A 22,945-nucleotide genomic window follows, 5' to 3' on the forward strand; every position below is an offset into this window, starting at 1 on the left:
AGGCACAACGGCGTGCCGGGGAGATGGGGCGGGCTAGAGCGGATGGGAACGGATCGGGTGCCGCAGCAGCGCCCCTCTCCTGTGCCTGCCACTCTGCGTCCACAGGACTGAGCCGTTCTCGAGGTGTGAGCACCCCGTCAGTCGGTGAGGATGAGAGGGCACCGATCCGCAACGACGCTGAGGAGGACACCATGACGACCAACGCATTTGGTGGACAGGGCGGCTACCCCGTACCCCTGGTCCCCGTGAACCTCAAGGAAGACCAGGACGTCAACCCGCACGCCGACGAGCCTCGCGATGCCTCCGAGGAAGAGGTCAACGAAGAGGCGGCCGTCACCGAGAGCATCGAGTCGCCGGAGAACGACGCGGCGATCGAGAACTTGAAGACTGGCGGCGAATAGACCTGGTTGACGGGCGCGGACGACCAGGTCTGTAGCTCAGTACCGTGAACCGCATGCGATCCCCCTGTGATGCCGACTCGTTCGAGCGCCAGGGGGATCGCTACGCTCTGGCGCTGTCTGCGGCTCATGCCATCCTCGCAGCCAGGACGGCCAGCCCGCCCAACGCATCGGGGGCTTCAGCTCTCAGTCCCGAACTCGAAGAGCGGTTCACCGAGGGGGAGTGCGATCTCCTCTCGGATGCTCTGCATGAGGTGACCGGCTGGCCCGTCGTAGCAGTGGGAGATGGTGACGGTGGAGTCGTTGGATGGGTTCATGCAGGTGTGCGGATGCCATCGGGTGACATCCTCGACGCCCGCGGTGCCCATGGCCCTCTGACGTGGTTAGACGATTGGGCACCGTTCGTCGATGCGTATGGTGAGGATCTGGAGGGCTACGACGCGGAGATCGTCGAGGTCTACTCTGCCGAGATCTACGGTTGGCGGGGACGATGGCCTCATCTGACGTCAGACGCGATTCCCGAGTACCGCGCGTCGTAGGAGGACGGTGACCCTCAGGCCCCGGATCCTTCAATCGCGGCGAATCGGCTCTGGTCATGTGCGGCCGCTGCGATTCGGCTGAGCTCTTTCTCCCAGCGCTTCGCGTGCTTGCCCCGTGTCTTCGCTGCATGGCAGTTGGGACACAGAGCCACCATGTTGAGAGGGTGGTCTTCTCCGCCCTGCGAGAGCTCCACGATGTGGTCCACATCGAGGATCGGCTGACCTCGGCGGTTCGGTTCGGGCGGCATGCCTGTGCACCGCTTGGACTCACACTGTCCGTCTGACCGGATCAGCACAGCCCGTCGCGCAGCGTATTGCCGTTGGTATGCGGTCCTGCTGACAGCATGCGGCTCGGCTGTTTGCTGGAGTTCCTCCACCCGTCGGACGAGGTCGTCATAGGTGGGTGCGGGGGTCACCTCTGCGGCCCCAGCTACTTCCTCGCGAGTCAGCGGTGTCACGCTATGAGCGAGCCTGGCAGCTTCTGGCCACTCTGCTGGGTTGGGGCCAGGCACCGGCCTAAGCCGCCAGTTGATCTCGACACGTTGCTTCTTATCTTTGCCGATGCCCATAACCCAGGCCCGACTCTCGACCACGACCCAGCACTCGAAGGTGAACACTCCACCCTTAGGTCTGTGCCAGAAGCGCACTGGAGAGCCGGACTCCCGAGCATCTTCGATGAGTGGGTTCGCCCCGAAGTCAACGCGCTGAGGGCCAGACGAGCCCTGCCCCCTGTAGCCGAAGGTCTCACTCAGGGAGGGGGGATCATCCGTGTATGGCCCGTTCTCGTCTGAGAAGAGGTTGACGACGTCCTCGCCGGGGAAGCGGATTGGCCCGGCTACATTGTCCCCGCCGAAAGCCGCTTGGACTTCAGTTCGGCTCCGATACTGGGCTCCCGGCAGCGGGGGGTGGAGCTGTGCGCGGGTGACAACGGTGAATCCGAGAGCTTCTAGGGCTCTGACTGTTCTAGACGTTCCCCGTTCGAAGTACTTCGGGCCGGGTTGTGCGGCGTTGGGGTGTTGGCGCGCGAGCGCAGCAGCCGCAACGGGCTTGCTGTCGATCATGTCCCCGTCGTCGAGGATGAAGTAGTCCGTAGACTCTCGGAATCCGTACTGACTGAGGAAGGCATGCCGGCCCAGCCGCCGGAACTCGCTGATCGCACCTTCTACGGCGGTTGACTCAGTCAGGTCAGACAGGCGTGCCACAGATCCCCCAGATCGCGTGCCCTGGCCGCTGGCGGCCTCAGGTCATGGCGATCCTATGGTTGACAAACGTGGCTCATCGTCGAGATTGATCCGTAAGTTCGGATCGAGAAGAATCTGACCGGGTGGTCTTGCTGCAGGGCTGGCTCAGGTGGAGGGAACGAGGATCTCCACCCCACTCTCCCGCAACGCCCCCGCCAGCTCCTCCGGCGGCTCCGCATCCGTCACGAAGTAGTCCGCCCGCCCCAGGCTCGCGATCTGCGCGAACAGCCGCCGCCCGAACTTCGACGAGTCCGCCAAGATCGCGACCCTGGACGCCCGCGCCATCATCTCGCTCATCATGGTCGCCTCCTCGAGGTTGCTCGTGGAGTACCCCGTCTCTGCTGAGACCGCTCCCACCCCCAGCAGAGCGAGATCGCACTGCACGTCGAGGTCGTGGTTGCCGGTCGACGAGTGGAAGCTCACCGGTCCGATGGTCTTCTGGTCGGCGATGTGCACGGCCCCGCCGAACACGTACAGCCCGCGGAAGCAGTCGGTCGACAGCTCGGGCGGCAGTCGCAGGCTGTTGGTGGCGATCGTCAGCCCGCGGTGGTCCTTGAGCTCGCGTGCCAGCGCCACGGTCGTGGTCCCCGCGTTGATCATGACGACAGAGTTGTCGTCGACCAGCGTCGCGGCGAGGGCGCCGATCTTCTCCTTGGCCTCCGACTGGTACCCGAGCCGGGTGTCGAAGCCTGTGTTGATCTGTGGGAGCGCGGTCTTGCTCATCGCGCCCCCATGGGTGCGCACGAGGACGCCGTCCTCGGCCAGGCGGTCGAGGTCTCGGCGGATCGTGTCGGTGGAGACGTCGAAGCGTTCGGCGATCTCCGCGACGGTCACCCGACCTGCCTCGGAGACGTATGCCGCGAGCTCTGCCTTGCGGCCAGCGGGGAAGCGGCGGGGTGTGCCGGCACGATCGCTGCCCGTCGTTGTGATGGCTACCATCCCCCGTTTCTAGCACGTCCATGCGTCTTCTGGGGAGTCCCCGGCCGCGAAGAGCCGAAGAAAACCGCACTCACGTGCACGAATCTGCGGTTCAGAGCCGCTCAAGTCGACCCAAACTGGGTGACCTGTGTCACGATCTCAGCAAGTTCCCAGGCATCTACTGCTTGACGGCCGGTCAGAGACGCGCCTACAGTGCTGCTAATCGTGCACTAAGACGCAGAAGTCGGCGCAATCCAGCACGTGTCTGATGGGAGAGAGATGAGCAACGACGCTCGTTCGACAAAGGTCGTCGGCGCTGTCGCCGCGACGATGGCAGTACTGCTCGCGGCGGGCTGTTCGGGAGGCGGAGACGACGCCTCGGCGGACGGCAGCGTCACCATCGAGTTCGCACAGTGGTGGGAGCCCGAGCTCCCCGAGGGTGAGCTCCGGGCCCTCATGGACACCTTCGAGTCCGAGAACCCCGGCATCAAGGTCGAGCTCCTCAGCGGCCCCTACGCCTCCACCAAGGAGCAGGTCGTCGCCGGAGCCGCGACAGGCACCATGTCCGACGTCGTCGGTCTCGACGGTGCATGGGTGAGCGACTTCGCCAAGCAGGGCGCCCTCGCCGACATGTCCCAGCTCATGACGGACGCCAAGTACGACGACAGCCAGCTCGCGAGCCAGGTGCAGATCGAGGGCTCGACGTACATGATCCCGGTCGTGAACTTCGTCTACCCGATGTTCACCAACGACGACCTCCTCGCTCAGGCCGGCGTCGACGCCCCGCCGTCGACCCGCACCGAGTTCACGGAGGCGGCCGAGGCCGTCACCGCCCTCGGCGACAACACCTACGGCTGGATCGTCCCGCTGTCCCTCGAGGCCCCGAACGGGATCCAGAACGACGTCATGTCGTGGGCCTGGGCCTCGGGCGGCACGATGCTCGCCGACGGCAAGCCGGACCTCACCAACCCCGACGTCACCTCTGCGGTCGACTACGTCAAGTCCCTCTGGGACGCCGGTGTCGTCGCACCGGGCTCCCTCACCATGAAGGAGCAGGACAAGGTCGAAGAGTTCACCAACGGCCGCGTCGGCATGATGATCGACTCCCTCGCGCACATCAACCTCATCCGCGAGTCCAACCCGGACCTCAACTTCTCGGTCTCGGCCGTCCCGGCCGAGGACGACTTCACAGGTGAGCGGGGCATCCCGTACGCGTCGTGGGGCATCGGCGTCTCGGAGAACTCCGAGCACAAAGAAGAGGCCTGGAAGCTCGTGGACTTCCTCATGAGCGAGAAGACCAACTCGGACCTCTCGTCCATGGCCAACGCCTTCCCCGGAAACACCACCTCCGTACCCGACTTCGTGGAAGACGACGAGACCTTCGCGGCCGCCTTCGAGATCTACAAGTCCGGGTACCCCGCGAACGAGTTCGTCGGGCTCCCCGTCGCAGAGCAGCTCATGCGCCTCTTCGACGAGCAGCTGCAGAAGACACTCACCGGTGACCAGTCGGTCGACGACATGCTGCAGGCGTCGCAAGACGCCTGGACGGCGGAGTTCTAGACCGTTCCTGGTATCTAGCAGGTCGCGCCGTCGGGGGATCCCCCCTGAACCCCGGCGGCGCGACCGCAAACCTGAGGAGGAAGCGCCATGAGGCCTGCACTCGCAGACCGTGACGCGAAGACCGGTCTCGACCGGTCGACGGAGGTCGCACCGACCCCGCGACGGAGGAAGTCCCTCAAGAGGGCCCTCGTCCCCTACGCGTTCTTGTCGCCCACAGGCATCTTGATGATCGTGCTCCTGCTGGTGCCGATCATCATGGTCATCAGCTATTCGCTGATGGACAACGTCATCACCAACAAGAACCCGGTGTTCGTCGGGATCGGCAACTACGTCGACATCCTCACCGACCCGACGTTCCTCGTCGCGGTCCGCAACACCCTGGTGTTCACGGGCTCGAGCGTCATCGCCCACCTGCTGCTCGGGCTCGGCTTCGCGATGCTGCTCAACACCAAGCTGCTCGGCAACAAGGTCAAGGCCCTGTTCCGCGTGATCTACGTGCTGCCGTGGCTGTTCACCGTCGCGATCATCGCGGTGCTGTGGCGCCTCATGCTCAACCCCAACGGCGTCGTCAACTACCTGCTGGACCTCGCCGGGATCATCGACCACAACGTCGAGTGGCTGTCCTCGCCCTCGACGGCGTTGTTCGCCGTGACCTTCATCAACATCTGGGCCGGCTACCCCTTCTACATGATCAGCCTGCTCGCAGGGCTCCAGGGGATCCCCAAGGACCTCTACGAGGCGGCGACGGTCGACGGGGCCAGCGCCCGGCAGCAGTTCTTCAACGTCACGCTCCCGCAGCTCAAGCCGATCATCATCTCGATGGCGATGCTCGACTTCATCTGGACGTCGCAGCAGTTCGCGCTCATCTGGATGACCACGGGAGGTGGCCCCCTCAACGTCACCGAGATGGTCAGCACCTTCACTTACAAGCTGGCGTTCTCGCAGTACGAGTTCTCGATGGCCTCGGCGGCCGCAGTGATCGTGCTGCTCGCCACCCTGGTCCTGGCGTTCTTCTACGCCCGTCACCAGAATGCGCGGGACTGACATGACCACCACAGTGACCCCGGCGCCCACCTCGGCGCCGCAGACCATCAAGACCAGGCCGGCCGGCGAGAAGCGCGCCAAAGAGCAGCGGCTCCAGAAGATCGGCGTCTCGATCGCCCTCGTGATCGGCTCGCTCTTCGCAGGCTTCCCCGTCTTCTGGATGCTCTCGAGCTCCTTCAAGGCGAACTCCGAGATCTTCCAGTTCCCGCCGCGCATCATCACGGAGAACTTCTCCTTCGATGCGTACACGACCATCCTCTGCGACCCCGTCAAGGTGCGATTCTTCGTCAACAGCTACGTCGTGTCGTTGTCCGTCACGGCGCTGACCCTGATCGTCGCGATCTTCGCGGCGTACGGGTTCAGCCGCTACGAGTTCCGCGGCAAGCGGGCGCTCAGCATGATCATCGTGACGGTCCAGGCCGTCCCGCCGATCACGCTCCTCATCCCGTTCTTCGGGCTGATGGTGACGCTCAAGCTCTACAACACCTACCAGGGCCTGATCCTCACCTACATGGTGTTCACGCTGCCCTACGCGATCATCATGCTCACCGGGTACTTCAACACCCTGCCCAAAGAGCTCGACGAAGCAGTCAAGGTCGACGGCGCCGGGGCGCTCACAGCCCTCTGGCGGATCCTCGTGCCGATCGCGATCCCCGGGATCGTCTCGGTCGGCATCTACACCTTCATGATCGCGTGGAACGAATACCTCTTCGCGCTCACCCTCACCCGCACCGACGACATGCGCACGGTGCCCATCGGGATCCAGCTCCTCATGGGCCAGCACTCGTACGAGTGGAACGAGATGATGGCGATGAGCATCTTGGGGTGCATCCCCGTGCTCATCCTCTTCCTCTTCTTCCAGCGGTACTTCATCGGCGGGCTCACCGCCGGGTCGGTCAAGAGCTGACCCCCTCAACCCCCACCGCACACCCCTCAGAAGGAGACATCTCTCATGCTGCTCAACGGCAAGGACCTGCTCGCTGTCGCCAACGACAACGACTTCGCGGTCCCCGCGTTCAACGTCAGCGACTACGCGATGATGAACGGCATCTTCGAGATCAGCGAGGAGAAGAACGCCCCCGTCATCATCGCGATCCACCCCGACGAGCTCAGCCACATCGGGACAGACATGCTCCACTCGATCATCGCCCGGGCGCACCGCTCGACCGTGCCGGTGACGATCCACCTCGACCACGGCGCCAGCTACGAGCAGGTGCTCACCGCCATCCAGGCCGGTTTCACCTCCGTGATGATCGACGGGTCGATGCTGCCCTTCGACGAGAACGTCGCGCTGACCAAGCGCATCGTCGAGACCGCGCACGCCGTGGGCCTCTCGGTCGAGGGCGAGCTCGGCACCATCGGCAAGCTCGACGAGCAGGCCGAGGCCGGCGGCGAGATCATCTACACGGTGCCCGACGAGGCCGTGCAGTTCGTCAAGGAGACCGGTGTCGACTCCCTCGCCATCGCGATCGGCACCAGCCACGGGCTCTACCCCTCGACCCTCAAGCCTGAGCTGCGCCTCGACCTGCTCGAGCAGATCAAGGACCTGCTGCCGATCCCGCTCGTGCTGCACGGTGGCTCGAACAACCCTGACGACGAGATCGGCCAGGCCGTGAAGCTCGGCGTCAACAAGATCAACATCTCGAGCGACATCAAGGCGGCCTACCACCGCAAGATGCGCGAGGTCCTCCTGGACGCCGGGGAGCGCGAGCCCAACAGCATCCAGCCGCCGTCGGTCGCCGCGATGAAGGTCGTCGCCGCGCAGAAGATCGACCTGTTCAACGCGGCCGGCAAAGCCGACCTGTACTGACCGGCACGACCCCCTAGATGGCCCTGGCCGCCCACCTGCACAAGGAGGGCGGTCAGCGGCGTACTCGCACATGATGAGGCGACGCGCGACGGAGCGCGGGCGCACGGAGGACAGGACGACCATGGACAACAAGCGGCTGGTGCTCGGCCTCGGCGGGACCGTCGACTACGAGATCGTGTGGGACTCGGGTGTGCTCGAAGGGCTGATCCGCGAGTACGACATCCGCGCCGACGAGCTCACGACCTCCGTGCCCGTGACGAGCGAGCGGGCACTGGTGGTGACACTGCTGGCCTTCGTGCGGGACGGCGTCGGTGGGGAGCGGTTCGTCGCATCGTCCGAGATCATCGAGACGTTCTCCGCGCGGTTCCAGCGGGAGATCACGCTCGGTGGGACGTGCGTGCGCGCGGCCATCGCGATGCGGACCCTCGGCGTGACGTGCACGCTGCACCTGGTGAGCATCGACGACCACGTGCGGCGGCTGCTGCCGGAGGGGTGCGCGTACATCTGCTCGGCCGAGCAGGACTCGACGGACCCGCACCTCATCGTGCAGTTCGGGGCTGGGGTGCGCGTGGCTGCCGGGGACATCGACTTCACGGCGCCGCACCCGAACCGCATCATCTATGCGAACGACCCGCCCAACCGCGACCTGGTGATCGCGGAGGAGCTGGGGGACGTGCTGAGCACGGCTGACGTGTTCATGGTCGCCGGGTTCAACGTCATCCAGGACGAGGTGCTGCTCGAAGAGCGGCTGGCGCGGATCGCTGCGGACATCGACCGGATGCCGGCGGGGTCGCTGGTGTTCTACGAGGACGCTGGGTATCACATCCCGGAGTTCGCGACGCGGGTGCGGGACCGGATCCTCGACCGCATCGACGTGTACTCGATGAACGAAGACGAGATGCAGGCGTACCTCGGGCGGGGGGTGGATCTGCTGGATGTTGATGACGTGGAGCGGGCGCTGGGGGAGCTGCATGCGGTGATCCCGGCGCGGACGCTGGTGGTGCACACGAAGTACTGGTCGCTGGCGCGGGGCGAGCGGGCGGGGGAGCTGCGGGCTGCGCTGCAGGGCGGGATCACGATGGCTAGTACTCGGTACTGCTACGGGGACGGGTTCACGGTGGAGGACTACGAGGCTGTGGGGCGGTTGGCTGTGCATGAGGGTGGGGCGATCCTCGGTCAGACGCTCGAAGGCCGTGATGGGGGATCGACCATTGCAGTGCCGGCTTTCGTCCTCGACACATCCACTCCGACGACGATCGGGCTCGGTGACACCTTTGTGGGCGGCTTCATCGAGGCGTGGGCGAAGGCTCTGCGTCCGCCAGACTCAGGAAAGCGGGTTCCGCCCTCGAAAGCCGCCTAACCGCCACACGCTCTTGCCGGATGCTTCAATGAAACGCGGGCGCGTGAGGCTCGCCAGGATCCGATGGCGTCTCGGGCGAAGGTGTTTGCGGCTCTCAGGTGGCCCCTCCAGGGGGCGGGGTGAGGACAGTCAAAGGTTCAACCACCAGTTCGTCGCGTGTTGGACAGGTTACGAGATACGATCCGGCCATGTCTCTTGAGAAGCTCCCGCGCAACGCGGCAATGGATGGGATTGACCTTTACCGAAGGCTTGACACTTCGGCTCGGGACACCGAAATCGCAGATCCTGCCCGAGTCGACGCCGTGGTGGGGGATATTCGAGCGACCCTCCTTCGCGATCTGCGGGTTGAGTCGACGGTTAACGGTTGGCGAACCCAGGCGCTCTTTGCATCGCTGATCGCCTCTTTGGATTCCTGCAACCTCATGACGTTTGTAGACACAGGGGACATATATTTCGATGGCGATTCGGTGAAGGCGCCAGACTATTTCCTGAGCCTTAAAGATGGGCGACGGTTGCTCGTCGACGTTAAGGCGGTCAGAGGGCCTCGCAAGGCATCTCTTGACGAGGCGGTTAAATTTAGCGCGAGTGAAGTTCGACGACTCCGGAGGTTCGGCGAGCTGTATGGTGTCGACGTCTTCCTTGCCATCTACCATTCCGAGATGTTCATTTGGAGTTTGGTTTCCATCGACGACCTCGACCGAGGAGTCGGGGGCGGGTTCCGAATATCGCTGCATGATTGTATTATGCTGAATCAGTTCTCGATTCTTGGGGATGTGCAGGTGGGTAGTGAGTTTCCCATTGAGATGGTCATCCGGTCGGATGGCGAGAAGTGGCGCGATGTGGGGGACGACGGTCGAATCGAATTCACGATCGGTGCGGTTGACTTCTTCGTCGCCTCCGAACCTCTAGTCTTGAGGCACGAGAAAAGTCTTGCATACTTCTTGATGATGTACGGCGGATGGGATGTCGATAGAGTTGATAGTGTCTCCGAAGAGGGGGTCGTGGAGATTCGATTCTCCGCCCTCCCTGAGGAGCGGGACCTGGCTCCCCAGATGCACGGGCCGTTATCAACAATGCACTCAAGGAGATATGATCTTGCGACAAAAACATCTCTGGGAGTAGTTGCTCTAGATGTTCAAGAGGGGCTAGGTGACTTCGAGGCGCTCCTGCCGCAAGACTATCAATCCATAACATTTCCAATTTGGCGTTTCGTGTTGAAGCCGAATGTAGATGCCCGGCGTCGGTGATGCTCGTTCGCCTTGCGGTCCATCTTCTCGCCGTGGTATTCGAAGTCCAGATGACTTGCGCCGCCGACGAAAGGGGTAGATCTCCTTCGGCGGCTGATACGCGTATTGCCCGCCTCCGGTAGCTCAGTAGCTCCACGTCCACCCGTTGTCGACGTCAGCAGGCCGGTACGCGATCGTCCCCGTCTCGGTCGGGACGTCGAAGGCGATCTTCCCGGAGGCGGACTCGCTCGGGCCCATCTCCTGGGGGAGCGTCTCGGTCGAGTCGAGGCAGCTGTAGGCGTTGCCGACGGGGTCGTTGACCCGCATGTTGTTCGAGTCGAAGACGACGAAGTCGTAGGGGTTGAAGCTGAACCCTCCGTACGTGGTGTCGAGCGCAGGGTGGGTGTTCACGTCGAAGGCGAGCACCAGGTAGTGCCCGTTGAGCGCGGGCTCCGCGAAGGACGACGTGCAGGTCCCGAGGGAGATCGACGTCGCCGTGAAGTCGACGGTCCACTCGTCGTTGGCGTCGGTCATGCCGCCGAGCTCCCCGACCACCTTGATGATGTCGCCGCGCTCGTCCGTGGGTGGGGTGCTGACGACCGGCGACGGCTCGGCGGTCGGCTCCTCGGCGGCGGCTGAGGTCTCCTCCGCCAGCTCATCCTCGACCGGCTGGCTCTCCGTGGTGCGAGTCCCCGCAGGCTCGGGTGGCGTCGAGACGGGGTCTGGCGACGCTGTGCACGCAGCGAGGAGGACCAGGACAGGGACGGCGAACGGCGCGATCTTCATGGGGAAGCTCCTAGGCTCGAGATGAGGTCGCACCTCGGAGGAGCAGGTCTCGGGGTCGGTGCTCCGCTCTCGGCTGTGAGAGCTGGTGGGCGGCTCTCGAGCACCCTATTGCGCTGATCAGCGCAGGATCTGGGCCTTTGGACACATTTCGAACGGTCTTGCGGCGGTCGGGTCCACCGGGCTGGTGGCTGATCTGTCATGACGTCTCGGTACCTAGCGGCAGAGATGCTTGGCATCTAGGACTTCTTGTCTCGGTGTGGTCCGTCGCTCCTCGTAGTGTCGTCTAGATGACGATGCGCAGCGTGACGAAGAGTGGGCTGTAGAGGTGGATCCACGCAGCGCTTCGCTCGTCGACGGACCCGTAGGGCGAAGAATCCTCTGGGAGATCCTTCAGGAGAGCTCCGCACCGCTGCGGGATGGAGTTGTCAGCGAGTCCAGTTGGGGGCCGGAGAGCCTCCCGGACCGAATCCGTGCCGCCATCAGGGAAGGTCTCGACCCCGCCACAGAGCTGGCGACGTCGGCTGACGACTCGCTCCTGAACCTCATAGGTCGCGTCGTGTCGAACTTTGCGCACGGCGACCTGATGGACGACCGGGCGCTGCTGGACGGCCTCGAGAGTGCTGCAGACGATCTCCGGCCCCTCGCGGACTCTCTGACGGAATCTTCTGCGAACAGCTGGTGGTGGGACTCGGTCGGCGAGATCCAGCTCGTCGCGGCCGGGTGCTCCGGGTTCGGTGTCGTCGACGAACGCTCGCTGAGTGCTTGGCCAGCACGATGGTGGTCAGCCCCGACAGGGCCGCAGATCGTCCACACGTCTCGACCGTCGTCGCTCGGTGTGCCCGTCGGCCTGGTGCTCTCCGAAGACCACTGGGTACCGGTCGAGCCGCCTAGGTGGTCGTCCTTCGTGCCGCAGGACGACCGGGTCTACGAGGTGAGGTGCGCGGAGGACTGGCAGCAGCTCGTCGCCAGGTACCCCACTCCTCGCACCGGTGCGTCAGCATCGGAGTGGGACCGCTTCGCCGGCGGTGAGCACACCTGGCTCGACGTCGACTGGCGGGCGCTCTCCGACGATCTTCCCGGGGTCCACGTGTCTGTCGCCGCCCACCTGTCGTCTGCGTACCGTCCGCTCCCTCTAAGGGGAGGACGGTTCACGATGCTGGCCGGCTGGAATCCCGACGTCACCGTGTGGCTCCACGAGTCCCCGTCGTCGATCCCGTCCGAGGTGTACGAGGCCTGAGTGGTCGACCCGGAAGGGCACGTGGTCCGACGACGGTCCCTAGGCATCCGGGCCGGTCCGGGAGGCCGCGAGATAGGGTGACCACTGTTCCGGAGGCGGAGCCACGACGCCCCAGGTGTCGAGGCGCCCGCATGAGTCCGCAGGTGCGAGCGGCTGTCACAGGAGGCCAACGATGACTCGGAAGAAGCGCGACCGACCGGACCCCAAGCACTTCGTGCAGGTCAACCAGCGCCCGAGTCTCGGCATCGAGCTCCACTCGGGCCGCCCCTGGGTCGGCGTCGACCAGCAGGTCGGGCACGGCTCTGCCGATGCGCTGTTCGAGCTGACGGACGAGCACTACGCCTCGGAGATGGCTGGCGAGCCCGTCGAGGGCAGCTTTGTCACGGAGTGCTGGCGCGGGGAGCACAACGACAAGCTTCTCTACTATCCCAGCGGGAGGACGTGGCGCCCGGAGCACTGGTCCGCCTCGCGCACGCGCCGGCTCCCTGACCCGTGCCGCGGCGAGATCTGGTGGCACGTCGACGCTCTGGGGGAGTCTGCCGACAGCGAGAGCGCCGAGATCTCCCGCCAGCTCGCTGCCGGTACAGCCGAGGTCGTCACCGACCCTGAGGGTGTGCTCCGCATGACCTTCGCCCTCGTCTGCGACCACGCCTACCCGCGCCCGGCCGCCCTGATCGGCGGCCTGACCGTCGGCAGCACCCGCGACCAGGCCTGCGCCGTCCTCGGCGCCCCCGTCCAGCCGGAGACCAACACCTTCCAGGTCGAGGGCCACCCCGTCCACCTGACCTTCGTCGACGACGGCCTCGTCGAGGTCGTACTGGAGCGCACCCCTTCGCTGCCACCACCAGCTGGGCAGATCGGCGTCTTCCTCGCGGCCATCGGTGAGCCCGAGGCCAGCCCGGCCTTCCAAGCCGCCGCGGCCCTCGCGGGCACCACGCACCGCCGGTGGGCGGCCTCGTCCGGGGTCGGTCGGCGACTCCTCACCTTCGACAGTGGTGTCGAGATGCAGGTGCAGGACGACCGCGTGATCAGCGTGCAGGTCAGCCTGAGCCCTGAGGTTGGTGACTCGAGCTACCGGAGCGCCGCAGACCTGGTCCCCGGGGCGGACGAGCCGCTCACCCGCGAAAGCCTCCGCGCGGCCCTCGGTGGTCCCGTCGCGTCGAGCGGCCGGACCGACCTCTACAGGTTCGGGCGCCGCGACCTCGTCGTCGAGCACGGCGTCGTCGGCAAGCACGGCGTGCTCAGCGCGGGCAGCGGCGAAGTCCCGACGTCGATGACGGCGGTCTTGCGCGGCGTGACGCCGTCAGACCGGTTCTACCGCTGGCGCTCGGGCGAGTTCACGGTGTTCCTCGACGTCCTGGGACGACCGTCGTCGAACGCCCTCGTCGCGCGGGTGAGCAGCCTGCCCGGTGTGCGCGTCCGGCTGAGCAAGGGTGTCGTCGCGTCAGTCGAGATCGGGACCAGTGGTCACCAGAGCGAGCGTTTCGGTGCCTTCGTCGACGGGATGCCTGGCGCCCCGGTGATCGGCGACATCGCCTTCAGTCGCCCCGGGACCTTCGGCGACCGCGGCTACGTGTGGGACTTCGACCGGGGCTGGATCCACGCGCTGACCTCCGACGGCACCGCGGTCAAGAGCATCACCGTCACCGACGGGCCACCGCGCGGGTTCCTCGACTGACCCCCGCGGGGCGAGCGGCCCGATGGGGACTCCTGCCCGAGACTCCTGGGGCCAGGTCCGCGACCATGGAGGTCAGCCACCGAGAGGAACCGCCGATGTCCAGGCTCACTGAGCTCCTGACCCCGCGTCTGCCCGAGGGCTTCGCGGTCCCGGAGCCTCTCGACCGTGCCTGGTCGTGGATGGAGCAGCAGGGGTGGGTGGCCGACAGGCCGAACGGCTATTTCGTCACGCCGTACGCCGGTACCCGTCAGCTCGGGGCTGTGTTCTCCGCGCAGGAGTCGCTCGACGGCTGGTTCGAGCCGGGTGACCCGGGCTTCGACCAGCTGGTGCCCATCGCACAGATCTCCGGAGACGGCGGCACCGGGGCGGTGTGGATCGACGGGGACCAGGTGCGGTTCGTCGCGCTCGGCTCCGACGGTGACACCTACCTGCTCGCGGACTCGCCCGTCGACTTCCTCCGGCTGATCGCTGTCGGCTATCACGAGATCAGCTCGTGGGACCTGGGAGAGGAACCCGAGGACGAGGACGCCGTCGAGGCGCACGCCGCGTTCCGGGCATGGGTCGAGGCCGAGCTCGACACCGACGTCCCGTCGCTCTGGCCGGCCGCAGACCCGGACCCCTTCGAGGAGTGGGTCGGGCGGATGCAGGCCGAGCGACAGGGGTGAAGGTCGTGCCCTCGAACCGCGGCCACCCCCCGCAGCACCTGGCCGCCGAGCCCCGACGGCTACCGGGAGCGGATCGCCGACAGCGGAGACTCCCGGACAGTCCGTAGCGCGGGGATCACGGCGCCGAGCGCGTTCGTCACGAGCCCGATCACCACCCCACCTCCGACGAGCAGCCAGGGCACGACCAGCACGGTCCCGTCGACGAGCGAGCGCGTGGCCGCGACGCCGAGCCCCACAGTCGTCCCCAGCAGGCTGCCGACAGTCCCGACGATCGCCGCCTCGACAGTGATCGTCAGCACGACGAAGCTTGCGGACCCTCCGATCGCCCTGTAGAGACCGAGCAGTCGTCGCTCGGAGAGCACGCGGAAGAACGTCCCGACCATGACTGCACCTGCGCCGAGCACGAGAATGGCGGCGGAGGCGACGTAGACGAGCGAGTCGACCGACCCGAGGACGCCGCTGCGCAGTCCGGCCGCATCAGGCGGGTAGCGCACGAGGACGGAGGTCTCGTTGCCCGGTGCGAGCAGCGTCGCCAGACGAGGAGCGACGACCGGTGCCCACCCGGACGAGACCCTGACGACGATCTCTCCCTCTGCGGAGAGTGTCGGTGGTGTCCCGTCTCCGGTGCTGACCACGGCGTCGAGCAGCGCGCCGATCACCGGCGAACCGGTGATGACGCCCCCCAGCATCGTGCTCCGCCCGCCGACGACCACATGGTCGAAACGTCGGGTGTCGGGGCCCACGACAGGGCTCGCCCCGCCTGCCAACGTGGTCTTCGTCAGCGGGCCGTCGTGCCCGCTGGTCTCCAGCTCGAGGACGTCGAGGTCTCCGTCGACCGTCCACGACCGGAGGGACGTGACGGCCCCGGTCGTGGTGCGCACGAGAGTCGGTCGCGAGGAGCCCCAGGCGACACCTGTCACGCCGTCGACCTGCCGTATCGCGTCGATCTGCTCGGCGGTGAGCGTCGTGTAGGGCGAGCCACGCAACGGCAACGTCACCTGCACGGTCTGTGCGGAGAGCGCGTCGAAGGTCCCGGTGACGTCCGCCTGCCGGCTCGCCGCATCGGTGAGGCCGAGGGTGAGCAGCGCAGCGGCGACGAAGGCCGCAGCCCCGAAGGCGAGCGCCCGTCCGGGGGTGCGCAGCACGGAGAGGACCGCGTGCTCGACGACGTCCCGTGCCGAACTGCGCCTCACGAGGTCACCACCGCCCCGTGCGCCACCCGGATCGACCGGGAGCACCGCTGGGCGAGGTCGAGATCGTGCGTGACCATGACGACGGCACCCCCTGAGCGCGCGTAGCTCTCGAGAAGTGTGAAGACCCGCTCGGTGTTGGTCTCGTCGAGGTTCCCCGTCGGCTCGTCGCAGAGCAGGATCGCGGGACGATGTGCGATGGCGCGCGCCACGGCGACTCGTTGCCGCTCTCCGCCCGACAGGTTCCCGGCCAGGGTTCCCGCACGATGACCGATGTCGGCGGAGGCGAGAGCGCGGTCGACGGCCTGGGGGCGATCCCCTCGCGGGACACCCGCGAAGACGAGCGCGAGCGCGACGTTCTCCGCGGCCGTCCGGCGGGGGTCCACCAGAGAGTCCTGGAAGACGAACCCCAGGCTGCGCGCCCTGAGCACGGCACGCCGCCGCTCGGGCAGGTCGTCGACAGCGACACCGTCGACGGCGAGGTGACCGCTGTCGGGTCGGTCGAGCAGACCGAGGATGTTGAGCAGCGTCGTCTTGCCGGAGCCGCTCGACCCGACGACAGCGAGCGTCTCGCCTCGGTGGACGTCGACGTCGACGTGCTCGAGCGGTCTCACGCGTCCTTCGTCGAAGGTCCTGGTGAGGTCTCGGGCCTCGAGCACCGCTGCCGAGGAGAGATCGTCTGCTGAGCCCGTCATGGGACGAGGACGGCGGTCCCGGGGACGAGAGCGGCCTCTGCGCTCGTCTCGGGGGTCACCTCGCAGAGGTCCCGTGCACACAGCCCCACCGTGACGAGCACCGGCACGTCGTCGGGCCCGTCCGAGGTGATGGTGACTGTCGACGTGCCGTCGGGATGCGGGACGATGGCCGCGCGCGGGACTGCCAGGACCTCGCCCGGCGTGGACTCGACCGTGACGGACACCGATGTCGGCTCGGCAGGAAGCTCTCCGTCGCCCGTCAGCGTCAGCAGCGTGCGCGACGCGTCGACCTCGATCTGGCTCACCGTCCCCCGCCACGCGGCCTCTCCGGCGGCGTCGTAGATCTCGATCTCCTGGCCCGGGACGACGAGCTCAGCAGCGAGCCCGCTGTCGGAGACGGCAAGTCGGTCGCTGTGTCGCAGGACAGAGACCGTCGACTCACCGAGCCTGCTCCCGACGCCCACACCTGGGGCGGACAGCGTCGATCCCGAGGTGTCGACTGCGGCGACAGAGGCAGACGTGAGCGGCCCGTCGGCGAGGCGGGCGTCGATCTGCGCGAGAGCGGCTCGGGTGGAGCCGTCGAACGGCGCCTGAGGGTCGCCGCCGTACAGACCGAGCTCGGACAAGGCTGTGTGCAGCTCGACGACGTCGGCGCCGGAGTCCCCGTCGACGAGGTCTCGCCACAGACCAAAACGCATGTGGAGCGCGACCACCGGTCGGTCGTTGACGACGACGACGAGCGCGCCCGGCACGACCTCAGAGCCGTCCGAGACAGGCATCGACGTCACGACACCGTCGGACGCGACGACCGTGGCCGCATCAGCCCAGGCGAGCGCCCCGGAGAGCGTCTCGGAGTCGACGAGCACCTGGCTCGTCACGGGGACGGTCATCGGCGCGGAGACGGCGGCCTCGTCCGGGCGCTCGGTGTCGCCGGTGCCGGGTGACTGCGCCAGTGCGATCCCCAGGGTCACCGCAGACCCCACGACCAGACCTGCGGCCGCGGCCGTGAGTGCGACGAGCCGGGTGCGCATCAGCCGTCCACGAGGAGGGACTGTGCGTGCTCGACCATCGTCCGGTACTCCTGGACGACGCCCTCTTTCGCGGCGATCTCAGCCTCTGCGAGCTCGAGGAAGCGCGTCGACACCGCCGTGCCGAAACCGCTCTCCGTCCTGCAGGCGAGGTCAGCGCTGGCCAGCTCACGCTCGGCTTCCGCGACCACGCCGACAGGGGTCACCCCCTCGACGACCCCAGCGATCCAGTCGTTCATCACGCCGTAGAGGTCGTCTGGCTGGTCTGCTCGGTACCCGGAGTCCTTCATGCAGGACGACCATGACGACATGCTGGCGCGGACGTCGTCGTCGGCGGTCAGTGTCCGCATGATCTCGCGCATGCTGGGGATCTCGTAGTACGTCCGCTCGTAGGTGGCGGCGTCGACCCCGTACATGGTCTCCGTCGCCTGGCCGAAGCACCCGCCGACGGGCACGGACGCTGTCCCGTCGTCCCCGATCGGGAAGTCGATCCGTTCGTCCTCAGGGCCGTAGACCGCCTGGTAGTAGGCCTCGTCCTCGGCCGCGGTGCCCTCTGCCTCTTGGGGCTCCGGAGTCGACCGGAGCTGGGCGAGGACCTTGGGGTCGTAGAGGGCCGCCGAGACGCCGTAGTCGTCGCCGGGGACCAACCAGAGTCTCGACGGAGAGACGGCCACCGACGCGTTCTCGAGCGGGAGGTCGCCGACGATCGGTACTGGTATGCCCTGTGTAGCGACGCACTCGTTGATGAGGCGGGTCTGCAGGTTCCCGACACGCACTGCGTACGACGGGTCACTCTCGAAGGGGTAGTCGAGTGCTTGGACTGCGGTCACGACCCGTGCCGCAGTGTCGTCTTCGAGGAACTCGTCAGAAGGGCCGGGAGAACTGGAGCAACCGGCCACGCTCAGCGCCACCGCGAGAGATGCGAAGACGCTGAGCGCGGGCCGGCGGTGAGTCAGCAGCATCGGTCGGCCGCGGCGTCTTTGAGGCGCGCGCCGTCTCGGTCTTGTCATCATGTCCCCCTGCGATGCGACCGACGGTGGAGGCCGTGTCTCACAAGGAGGTCGGTCTCCCCGAGGCTCTTCTCCATCGATCGCACTCGAGAACGTATCGGACCTGCCTCGGGGAGAGCAAGCAGCCGTCTGGAGCGACCTCCTGCAGCCAGTCCCGCCCGGGCCTGCGGAGCGGTGGGAGTCGCATGGACGACGAGGACCTCCGCCGACCTCGTCTTTACACCCCACCCGGCGACAGCACCTCCTGACTCGTCGGCACAGGCCGCGTGTCAGGCACCGGCGTCCCCCACACGGGGTTGCCGTCCGCGTCGAAGGGCAGCACCTGCGCGCGGGCGTGGCGGTTGGGGTCCCAGAGCGGGTCTCCGGCGATCTCGGTGTAGCTGCGTGCGTGGTAGACGAGGACTGGCGTCCCGTCAGGCAGCTCGGTGAACGAGTTGTGGCCGGGTCCGTACTGGCCGACCGACGGGTCGGACACGAGCACAGGGTCGGGGCTCTTCGTCCACGACGCCGGGTCGAGCAGGTCGCTGCCGAGGTCGGCCGTCAGCAGACCCATCGCGTACTCGACGCCTGTCGCCGAGGCCGAGTACGTGAGGAAGACCCGTCCCTCGCGCACCAGCACCGAGGGTCCCTCGTTCACCCAGAAGCCGACGGTCTCCCAGTCGTGCTCAGGCTTCGTGAGCAGCACGGCAGGTGTCGCGAGGGTCCACGGGTCCGCCATCCGGGCGATGTAGATGTTGGAGTGCCCCCGCACGTCGAAGGCCTGCTGCGCCCACACGAGGTACTGCTCGCCGTCGATCACGACGCTCGTGGCGTCGAGGGCGAAGGACTCCCACCCGGTGTCCACCTGGCCGCGCTCGACCCACTCCCCGGTGAAGGGGTCGTCGGCGGTGTTCTCGAGCACGAAGACCCGGTGGTTGAAGGTCTCGGCCGAGCCTGGGACGTCGACAGTCCCGTGCGCGTCGGGCGCAGCCGCGAGGTAGATGTACCAGGCGCCGTCCACCCGGTGGATCTCGGGTGCCCAGATGAGCTGCGACATGGGGCCGTCGGCGTGCCGCTCCCAGATCGTCACCTCCTCGGCCGACTGGAGGTCGTCCAACCGCTCCGCGCGCCGCAGGACCACGCGGTCGTAGAGCGGGTGCGAGCCCGTGAAGTAGTACTGGCCGTCGTGGCGCAGCACGCAGGGGTCGGCCCGCTGGAGGACGATCGGGTTGGGGATCAGCCTGGCCGTCTTCTCGCTCTCGACGACCTCGCTCATGCCACCCTCGTCTCTTCCGCGGCACCGGCAGCACTGTCGGCACCGGTGCTGTCATCGGCATCGTCCGGACCATCAGCGCCATCAGCACCGACAGCACCATTGGCGCGCACGTCGGTCGCGAGCGTCCGGAAGGTGTCGGCCACAGGTGTCCGCCGACGGTCCAGCCCACCGCGCCCGTCTTCCACCAGGTCCCACAGGCCCATCGTCAGCAGGTACTCCTCGCGCGGCGCTGTGCCGTGGCGATACGTCCACTCGTACATGTCGAAGACCGGCCACCACGTGTACCCGGCGATGTCGTGGCCGAGCGATCGCAGGGTGCGGATCGCCGCGACGGACTCGTGCAGCCACGCGACCCTGTCGGCCACCGGGGCGGTGACGGCCGTCTCGGTGAGCATGACTGGGGCGCCGTGCCGGCGCTCGGCCTCGAGCAGCACCTCGACGAGCCCGGCGACGCCGGCGTCCTGGGCGGGGCGCGGGTCGGCAAATCCGCCCGCGTGGTGCACCCCCTCCTCGAACACCTCGGTCGAGATCCGCGGGTAGTAGTTGACCCCCACGATGTCCGGCAGGACGGCGTGGTCGGCGAACCACGCGAGCGACGTGTCGTCCATCCCGTGGCCGAGCAGCACGCCGGCGAGCGGGTGCTGGTCGTCGACCCGCCCGGTGACGAGGTCCTCGACCAGGTGCGCCTGGTGCCGCAGCCTCTCGGCCGTCGCGCGGTGCTCGCCCTGCACGTCGCCCGCGTACCGCATGGAGGCGTCGACGTGCATGAAGGTCGCACGGTCGCCCAGCACCTCGGCGATCCCGCGCTGGGTGCGGACGAAGCCCTCGCCGAGGGCTCGGACCATCGTGGTGAGGCCTGTGTCGCCGGTGAGGTAGGGCGGCCAGTAGCCGTAGACGCCGCAGAACAGCGCGTGGATCATCGGCTCGTTGACCGGGGTGTAGTCGGTGACGCGGTCGCCGTAGCGCTCGGCGAAGGCCACGCCGTACTCGGCGACGACCTGGGGGTAGTCGGGATTCGAGAACTGTCCGTCGAGCCACAGCGGGGTGCCGTAGTGCAGCAGGTCGATGACGGGGCGCAGACCGAGCTCGCCGAACCTGTCGACCACGCGGTCCACCCAGGACCAGTCCCACACCCCGCGCTCGGGGTTGACCCTGTGCCACGGGACGCCCCACCGCATGAAGGTCGCGCCGGCGTCGGAGGCCAGCCCGAGGTCTTCGGAGTAGCGGGCGTAGTGGTCGGTGAGCTCGTACTCGTCGATCGGGCGCTCGCCCGGGCCGCCCTGCGGGACGAAGGTGTCTTCGATCCCGAGTCCGAAGTGCAGTGCGCCGTCTTCGTACCACCGCGGCGCGCGGCCTGGGTCACGGCCTGAGTCACGGTCCGGTGCCCGGCCCGGGGTGCGGCCGGCGGCGCTCACTTGAGCCCCGTCGTGGCGATGGACTCGATGAACTTGCGCTGCACGAGCATGAAGGCGAAGACCAGCGGGACGACGGCGACGAGGGAGCCCGCCATCATGACGCCGTACGGCACGATCCCGCCGGGGCCTGTCAGCTGGGTGAGTCCTGAGGTGATGGTGCCCATCTCCCTGTCTGTGGTGAAGACCAGCGGCCAGAGCAGGTCGTTCCAGTTGTTGACGAAGACGAAGATCGCGAGGGTGAGGACCGCGGGGCGGGCGTTCGGCAGGATGATCTGCCAGAACACCCGGAGCTCCGAGGCGCCGTCGATCCGGGCGGCGTTGTCGAGGTCGCGAGGCAGCGCGACGAAGAACTGCCGGAGGAAGAAGATGCCGAAGGCGTCGGCGGCGCGCGGCGCGATGAGCCCGGCGAAGGAGTTGACCCAGCCGAGGTCGCTGACGATCTGGTAGACGGGGACGAGCGTCGCCTGGAACGGGATCATCAGGGTGGCCACGATCGCGACGAGCAAGAGCTTGCGACCGCGGAAGTCGATGCGGGCCAGGGCGTAGGCCGCGAGGGCGTCGAAGCTCACCGCGAACAGGGTGACCCCGCCGGCGAACACGAAGCTGTTGCCGATGAGCCGGGTGAAGGGCAGGTCGGAGAAGATCCGCTTGAAGTTCGCCGTGGTCCAGGCGTCGGGCAGCAGCGTCGGCGGGAAGGCGTTGACCTCCGACGTCGGCTTGAACGCCGTGAACAGCACGATGAACAGGGGGAGCAGGGCGACCAGGGTCGCGACCGTGACACCGACCGTCATGACGACGGTCGAGGCACGGATGCGCCGGCGGCGGCGCGGCGGCGCAGCGGGTGCGTGCGCCGGGGCGCGGACAGGGGCTGGGGTGGTGACGGACATCAGGACTCCTCCTCGCGGCGTCCGAAGAACACGAACTGGACGATGCTCAGCACGAGCGTGGCGAGCAGCAGCACGTAGGACAGCGCGGACGCGAAGCCGAGGTCGAGCTTGCGGAAGCCGGACTCGTAGATCTCCATGACGACCGTCTGGGTGTTGCCGTAGGGCCCGCCGCCTGTCATGACGTAGATCTGGTCGAAGGCCTGGAGCGCGGCGATGGTCGCGAAGATCAGCACGAAGGCCGTGGTGCTCGACAGCATCGGCAGCGTGATGCGCCAGAAGCGGGTCCAGGCGTTGGCGCCGTCCATCTTGGCGGCCTCGTAGAGCGAGCCGGGGATCTCCTGGAGGCCGGCCATGAAGATCACCATGTAGAAGCCGAAGTTCTTCCACACCGCGACCAGCGCGACAGCGGGCATGGCGAGCGTCGGGTCCTGCAGCACGTTGCCCAGGTCGATGCCGATGCCGCGCAACCAGTAGTGCAGCAGCCCGACCTGCGGGTCGATGAGGTACGACCACGCGAGGGCCGCGACGGCCAGCGAGATGATGAAGGGCAGGAACAGCGCCGTGCGGAACATGCCGCGGAACGGCAGCCTGTCGCTCGTGAGCAGCAGGGCCAGACCGAGCGCGACGACCACGGCGGTCGGGGTGAACAGGACCGCGTAGACGACGGTGTTGAGCACGGCGTCGCGGATGTCGGGGTCGGTGAAGATCCGGGCGTAGTTGTCCAGCCCGACCCACTCGGCCTCGCCGAAGCCGCTCGCGTCCGTGAAGGACATCTGCAGGGCGGAGATCATCGGCCAGACGACGAAGACCGCGAGGACGATCAGGGCTGGGGCGAGGAAGGCGAGGGCGGCGCGGGAGCGCCGGCCGCCGGAGCGGGTGCGCTGCACGCCGGAGCCTCCGCGGCCGCCGAGCGGGGCTGGTGCGCGATAGGCCCGCTTGCGGGGCCTGTCCACGTGCGCGGTGGTCATGAGGGTGCCTCTCGGGGTGGGGGCCGCCCCCGGGG

General features: G+C 67.2%; 22 protein-coding genes. 11 read left to right on the plus strand and 11 right to left on the minus strand.

Features of this window, described 5'->3' with window-relative positions; translation table 11 throughout:
* The first annotated feature begins 191 nt into the window (after positions 1-191).
* Complete coding sequence (locus HZZ10_RS16860; protein WP_179914400.1) at positions 192-401, plus strand: hypothetical protein; 210 nt, start codon at positions 192-194, stop codon at positions 399-401.
* 53 nt (positions 402-454) lie between these two features.
* Positions 455-937, plus strand: a complete 483-nt coding sequence (locus HZZ10_RS16865) for a hypothetical protein (protein ID WP_179914401.1) — start codon at positions 455-457, stop codon at positions 935-937.
* Between the two features lie 14 nt (positions 938-951).
* Here the strand turns inward: HZZ10_RS16865 and HZZ10_RS16870 are convergent, their stop codons facing one another.
* Positions 952-2,139 carry an HNH endonuclease gene (locus tag HZZ10_RS16870; RefSeq protein ID WP_179914402.1) on the minus strand — a complete coding sequence of 396 codons (1,188 nt, stop codon included), beginning with the start codon at positions 2,137-2,139 and terminating at the stop codon, positions 952-954.
* A 144-nt stretch (positions 2,140-2,283) separates the two neighbouring features.
* Entirely contained in the window at positions 2,284-3,117 is an 834-nt protein-coding gene (locus HZZ10_RS16875) for a DeoR/GlpR family DNA-binding transcription regulator (RefSeq protein ID WP_179914403.1), read from the minus strand.
* Between the two features lie 258 nt (positions 3,118-3,375).
* Between HZZ10_RS16875 and HZZ10_RS16880 the strand changes: the two genes are divergently transcribed.
* From HZZ10_RS16880 to HZZ10_RS16905, 6 genes are all read left to right on the plus strand, one after another.
* Positions 3,376-4,656: an ABC transporter substrate-binding protein gene (locus HZZ10_RS16880; protein ID WP_056135394.1), complete on the plus strand. Its 1,281-nt coding sequence runs from the start codon at positions 3,376-3,378 to the stop codon at positions 4,654-4,656.
* A gap of 87 nt (positions 4,657-4,743) precedes the next feature.
* The gene (locus HZZ10_RS16885; protein ID WP_179914404.1) at positions 4,744-5,700 is read left to right on the plus strand and encodes a carbohydrate ABC transporter permease; all 957 of its coding nucleotides are present in this window, start codon (positions 4,744-4,746) and stop codon (positions 5,698-5,700) included.
* Between the two features lies 1 nt (position 5,701).
* Positions 5,702-6,607, plus strand: a complete 906-nt coding sequence (locus HZZ10_RS16890) for a carbohydrate ABC transporter permease (protein ID WP_218928907.1) — start codon at positions 5,702-5,704, stop codon at positions 6,605-6,607.
* A 45-nt stretch (positions 6,608-6,652) separates the two neighbouring features.
* Entirely contained in the window at positions 6,653-7,510 is an 858-nt protein-coding gene (locus HZZ10_RS16895) for a ketose-bisphosphate aldolase (protein WP_179914405.1), read from the plus strand.
* A gap of 121 nt (positions 7,511-7,631) precedes the next feature.
* The gene (locus tag HZZ10_RS16900; protein ID WP_179914406.1) at positions 7,632-8,870 is read left to right on the plus strand and encodes an ADP-dependent glucokinase/phosphofructokinase; all 1,239 of its coding nucleotides are present in this window, start codon (positions 7,632-7,634) and stop codon (positions 8,868-8,870) included.
* 188 nt (positions 8,871-9,058) lie between these two features.
* Positions 9,059-10,117, plus strand: a complete 1,059-nt coding sequence (locus HZZ10_RS16905; RefSeq protein WP_179914407.1) for a hypothetical protein — start codon at positions 9,059-9,061, stop codon at positions 10,115-10,117.
* Positions 10,118-10,240: 123 nt separating this feature from the next.
* Here HZZ10_RS16905 and HZZ10_RS16910 read toward each other — a convergent pair whose 3' ends face one another.
* A complete protein-coding gene (locus tag HZZ10_RS16910; protein ID WP_179914408.1) occupies positions 10,241-10,882 on the minus strand; it encodes a DUF4352 domain-containing protein in 642 nt (213 codons plus the stop codon).
* A gap of 556 nt (positions 10,883-11,438) precedes the next feature.
* Between HZZ10_RS16910 and HZZ10_RS16915 the strand changes: the two genes are divergently transcribed.
* The 3 genes from HZZ10_RS16915 to HZZ10_RS16925 all read left to right on the plus strand — a co-directional run bounded on the left by HZZ10_RS16915 (position 11,439) and on the right by HZZ10_RS16925 (position 14,462).
* Positions 11,439-12,119, plus strand: a complete 681-nt coding sequence (locus HZZ10_RS16915; protein ID WP_179914409.1) for a hypothetical protein — start codon at positions 11,439-11,441, stop codon at positions 12,117-12,119.
* 172 nt (positions 12,120-12,291) lie between these two features.
* Positions 12,292-13,797, plus strand: coding sequence for a hypothetical protein (locus HZZ10_RS16920; RefSeq protein ID WP_179914410.1), 1,506 nt, complete (start codon positions 12,292-12,294; stop codon positions 13,795-13,797).
* 95 nt (positions 13,798-13,892) lie between these two features.
* Positions 13,893-14,462 (plus strand): hypothetical protein, encoded by a 570-nt coding sequence (locus tag HZZ10_RS16925; RefSeq protein WP_179914411.1) that lies wholly within the window; start codon positions 13,893-13,895, stop codon positions 14,460-14,462.
* A gap of 59 nt (positions 14,463-14,521) precedes the next feature.
* Here the strand turns inward: HZZ10_RS16925 and HZZ10_RS20120 are convergent, their stop codons facing one another.
* From HZZ10_RS20120 to HZZ10_RS16965, 8 genes are all read right to left on the minus strand, one after another.
* Entirely contained in the window at positions 14,522-15,655 is a 1,134-nt protein-coding gene (locus HZZ10_RS20120) for an FtsX-like permease family protein (RefSeq protein ID WP_179914412.1), read from the minus strand.
* Positions 15,652-16,347 carry an ABC transporter ATP-binding protein gene (locus HZZ10_RS16935; protein WP_179914413.1) on the minus strand — a complete coding sequence of 232 codons (696 nt, stop codon included), beginning with the start codon at positions 16,345-16,347 and terminating at the stop codon, positions 15,652-15,654. The genes HZZ10_RS20120 and HZZ10_RS16935 overlap by 4 nt, the downstream gene beginning before the upstream one ends.
* Positions 16,344-17,378 (minus strand): hypothetical protein, encoded by a 1,035-nt coding sequence (locus HZZ10_RS16940; RefSeq protein WP_179914414.1) that lies wholly within the window; start codon positions 17,376-17,378, stop codon positions 16,344-16,346. The genes HZZ10_RS16935 and HZZ10_RS16940 overlap by 4 nt, the downstream gene beginning before the upstream one ends.
* On the minus strand, positions 17,378-18,205 hold the full coding sequence (locus HZZ10_RS16945; protein ID WP_179914415.1) for a hypothetical protein: 828 nt from the start codon (positions 18,203-18,205) through the stop codon (positions 17,378-17,380). The genes HZZ10_RS16940 and HZZ10_RS16945 overlap by 1 nt, the downstream gene beginning before the upstream one ends.
* 397 nt (positions 18,206-18,602) lie before the next feature.
* Complete coding sequence (locus tag HZZ10_RS16950; RefSeq protein WP_179914416.1) at positions 18,603-19,640, minus strand: glycoside hydrolase family 43 protein; 1,038 nt, start codon at positions 19,638-19,640, stop codon at positions 18,603-18,605.
* Complete coding sequence (locus HZZ10_RS16955; protein WP_308507609.1) at positions 19,637-21,055, minus strand: family 1 glycosylhydrolase; 1,419 nt, start codon at positions 21,053-21,055, stop codon at positions 19,637-19,639. The genes HZZ10_RS16950 and HZZ10_RS16955 overlap by 4 nt, the downstream gene beginning before the upstream one ends.
* Complete coding sequence (locus tag HZZ10_RS16960; RefSeq protein WP_179914417.1) at positions 21,052-21,942, minus strand: carbohydrate ABC transporter permease; 891 nt, start codon at positions 21,940-21,942, stop codon at positions 21,052-21,054. Before HZZ10_RS16960 ends, HZZ10_RS16955 begins: the two co-directional genes overlap by 4 nt.
* A complete protein-coding gene (locus HZZ10_RS16965; protein WP_179914418.1) occupies positions 21,942-22,910 on the minus strand; it encodes a carbohydrate ABC transporter permease in 969 nt (322 codons plus the stop codon). The genes HZZ10_RS16960 and HZZ10_RS16965 overlap by 1 nt, the downstream gene beginning before the upstream one ends.
* Positions 22,911-22,945 lie beyond the last annotated feature (35 nt).

It is taken from the genome of Sanguibacter inulinus (genome assembly GCF_013415325.1).
Lineage (GTDB): Bacteria > Actinomycetota > Actinomycetes > Actinomycetales > Cellulomonadaceae > Sanguibacter > Sanguibacter inulinus.

Coding starts and splice junctions, on each gene's coding strand:
- HZZ10_RS16860 (WP_179914400.1), top strand. CDS start 192: ATGACGACCAACGCATTTGGTGGACAGGGCGGCTACCCCGTACCCCTG.
- HZZ10_RS16865 (WP_179914401.1), top strand. CDS start 455: ATGCGATCCCCCTGTGATGCCGACTCGTTCGAGCGCCAGGGGGATCGC.
- HZZ10_RS16875 (WP_179914403.1), bottom strand. CDS start 3,117: ATGGTAGCCATCACAACGACGGGCAGCGATCGTGCCGGCACACCCCGC.
- HZZ10_RS16880 (WP_056135394.1), top strand. CDS start 3,376: ATGAGCAACGACGCTCGTTCGACAAAGGTCGTCGGCGCTGTCGCCGCG.
- HZZ10_RS16885 (WP_179914404.1), top strand. CDS start 4,744: ATGAGGCCTGCACTCGCAGACCGTGACGCGAAGACCGGTCTCGACCGG.
- HZZ10_RS16890 (WP_218928907.1), top strand. CDS start 5,702: ATGACCACCACAGTGACCCCGGCGCCCACCTCGGCGCCGCAGACCATC.
- HZZ10_RS16895 (WP_179914405.1), top strand. CDS start 6,653: ATGCTGCTCAACGGCAAGGACCTGCTCGCTGTCGCCAACGACAACGAC.
- HZZ10_RS16900 (WP_179914406.1), top strand. CDS start 7,632: ATGGACAACAAGCGGCTGGTGCTCGGCCTCGGCGGGACCGTCGACTAC.
- HZZ10_RS16905 (WP_179914407.1), top strand. CDS start 9,059: ATGTCTCTTGAGAAGCTCCCGCGCAACGCGGCAATGGATGGGATTGAC.
- HZZ10_RS16910 (WP_179914408.1), bottom strand. CDS start 10,882: ATGAAGATCGCGCCGTTCGCCGTCCCTGTCCTGGTCCTCCTCGCTGCG.
- HZZ10_RS16920 (WP_179914410.1), top strand. CDS start 12,292: ATGACTCGGAAGAAGCGCGACCGACCGGACCCCAAGCACTTCGTGCAG.
- HZZ10_RS16925 (WP_179914411.1), top strand. CDS start 13,893: ATGTCCAGGCTCACTGAGCTCCTGACCCCGCGTCTGCCCGAGGGCTTC.
- HZZ10_RS16935 (WP_179914413.1), bottom strand. CDS start 16,347: ATGACGGGCTCAGCAGACGATCTCTCCTCGGCAGCGGTGCTCGAGGCC.
- HZZ10_RS16940 (WP_179914414.1), bottom strand. CDS start 17,378: ATGCGCACCCGGCTCGTCGCACTCACGGCCGCGGCCGCAGGTCTGGTC.
- HZZ10_RS16950 (WP_179914416.1), bottom strand. CDS start 19,640: ATGAGCGAGGTCGTCGAGAGCGAGAAGACGGCCAGGCTGATCCCCAAC.
- HZZ10_RS16960 (WP_179914417.1), bottom strand. CDS start 21,942: ATGTCCGTCACCACCCCAGCCCCTGTCCGCGCCCCGGCGCACGCACCC.
- HZZ10_RS16965 (WP_179914418.1), bottom strand. CDS start 22,910: ATGACCACCGCGCACGTGGACAGGCCCCGCAAGCGGGCCTATCGCGCA.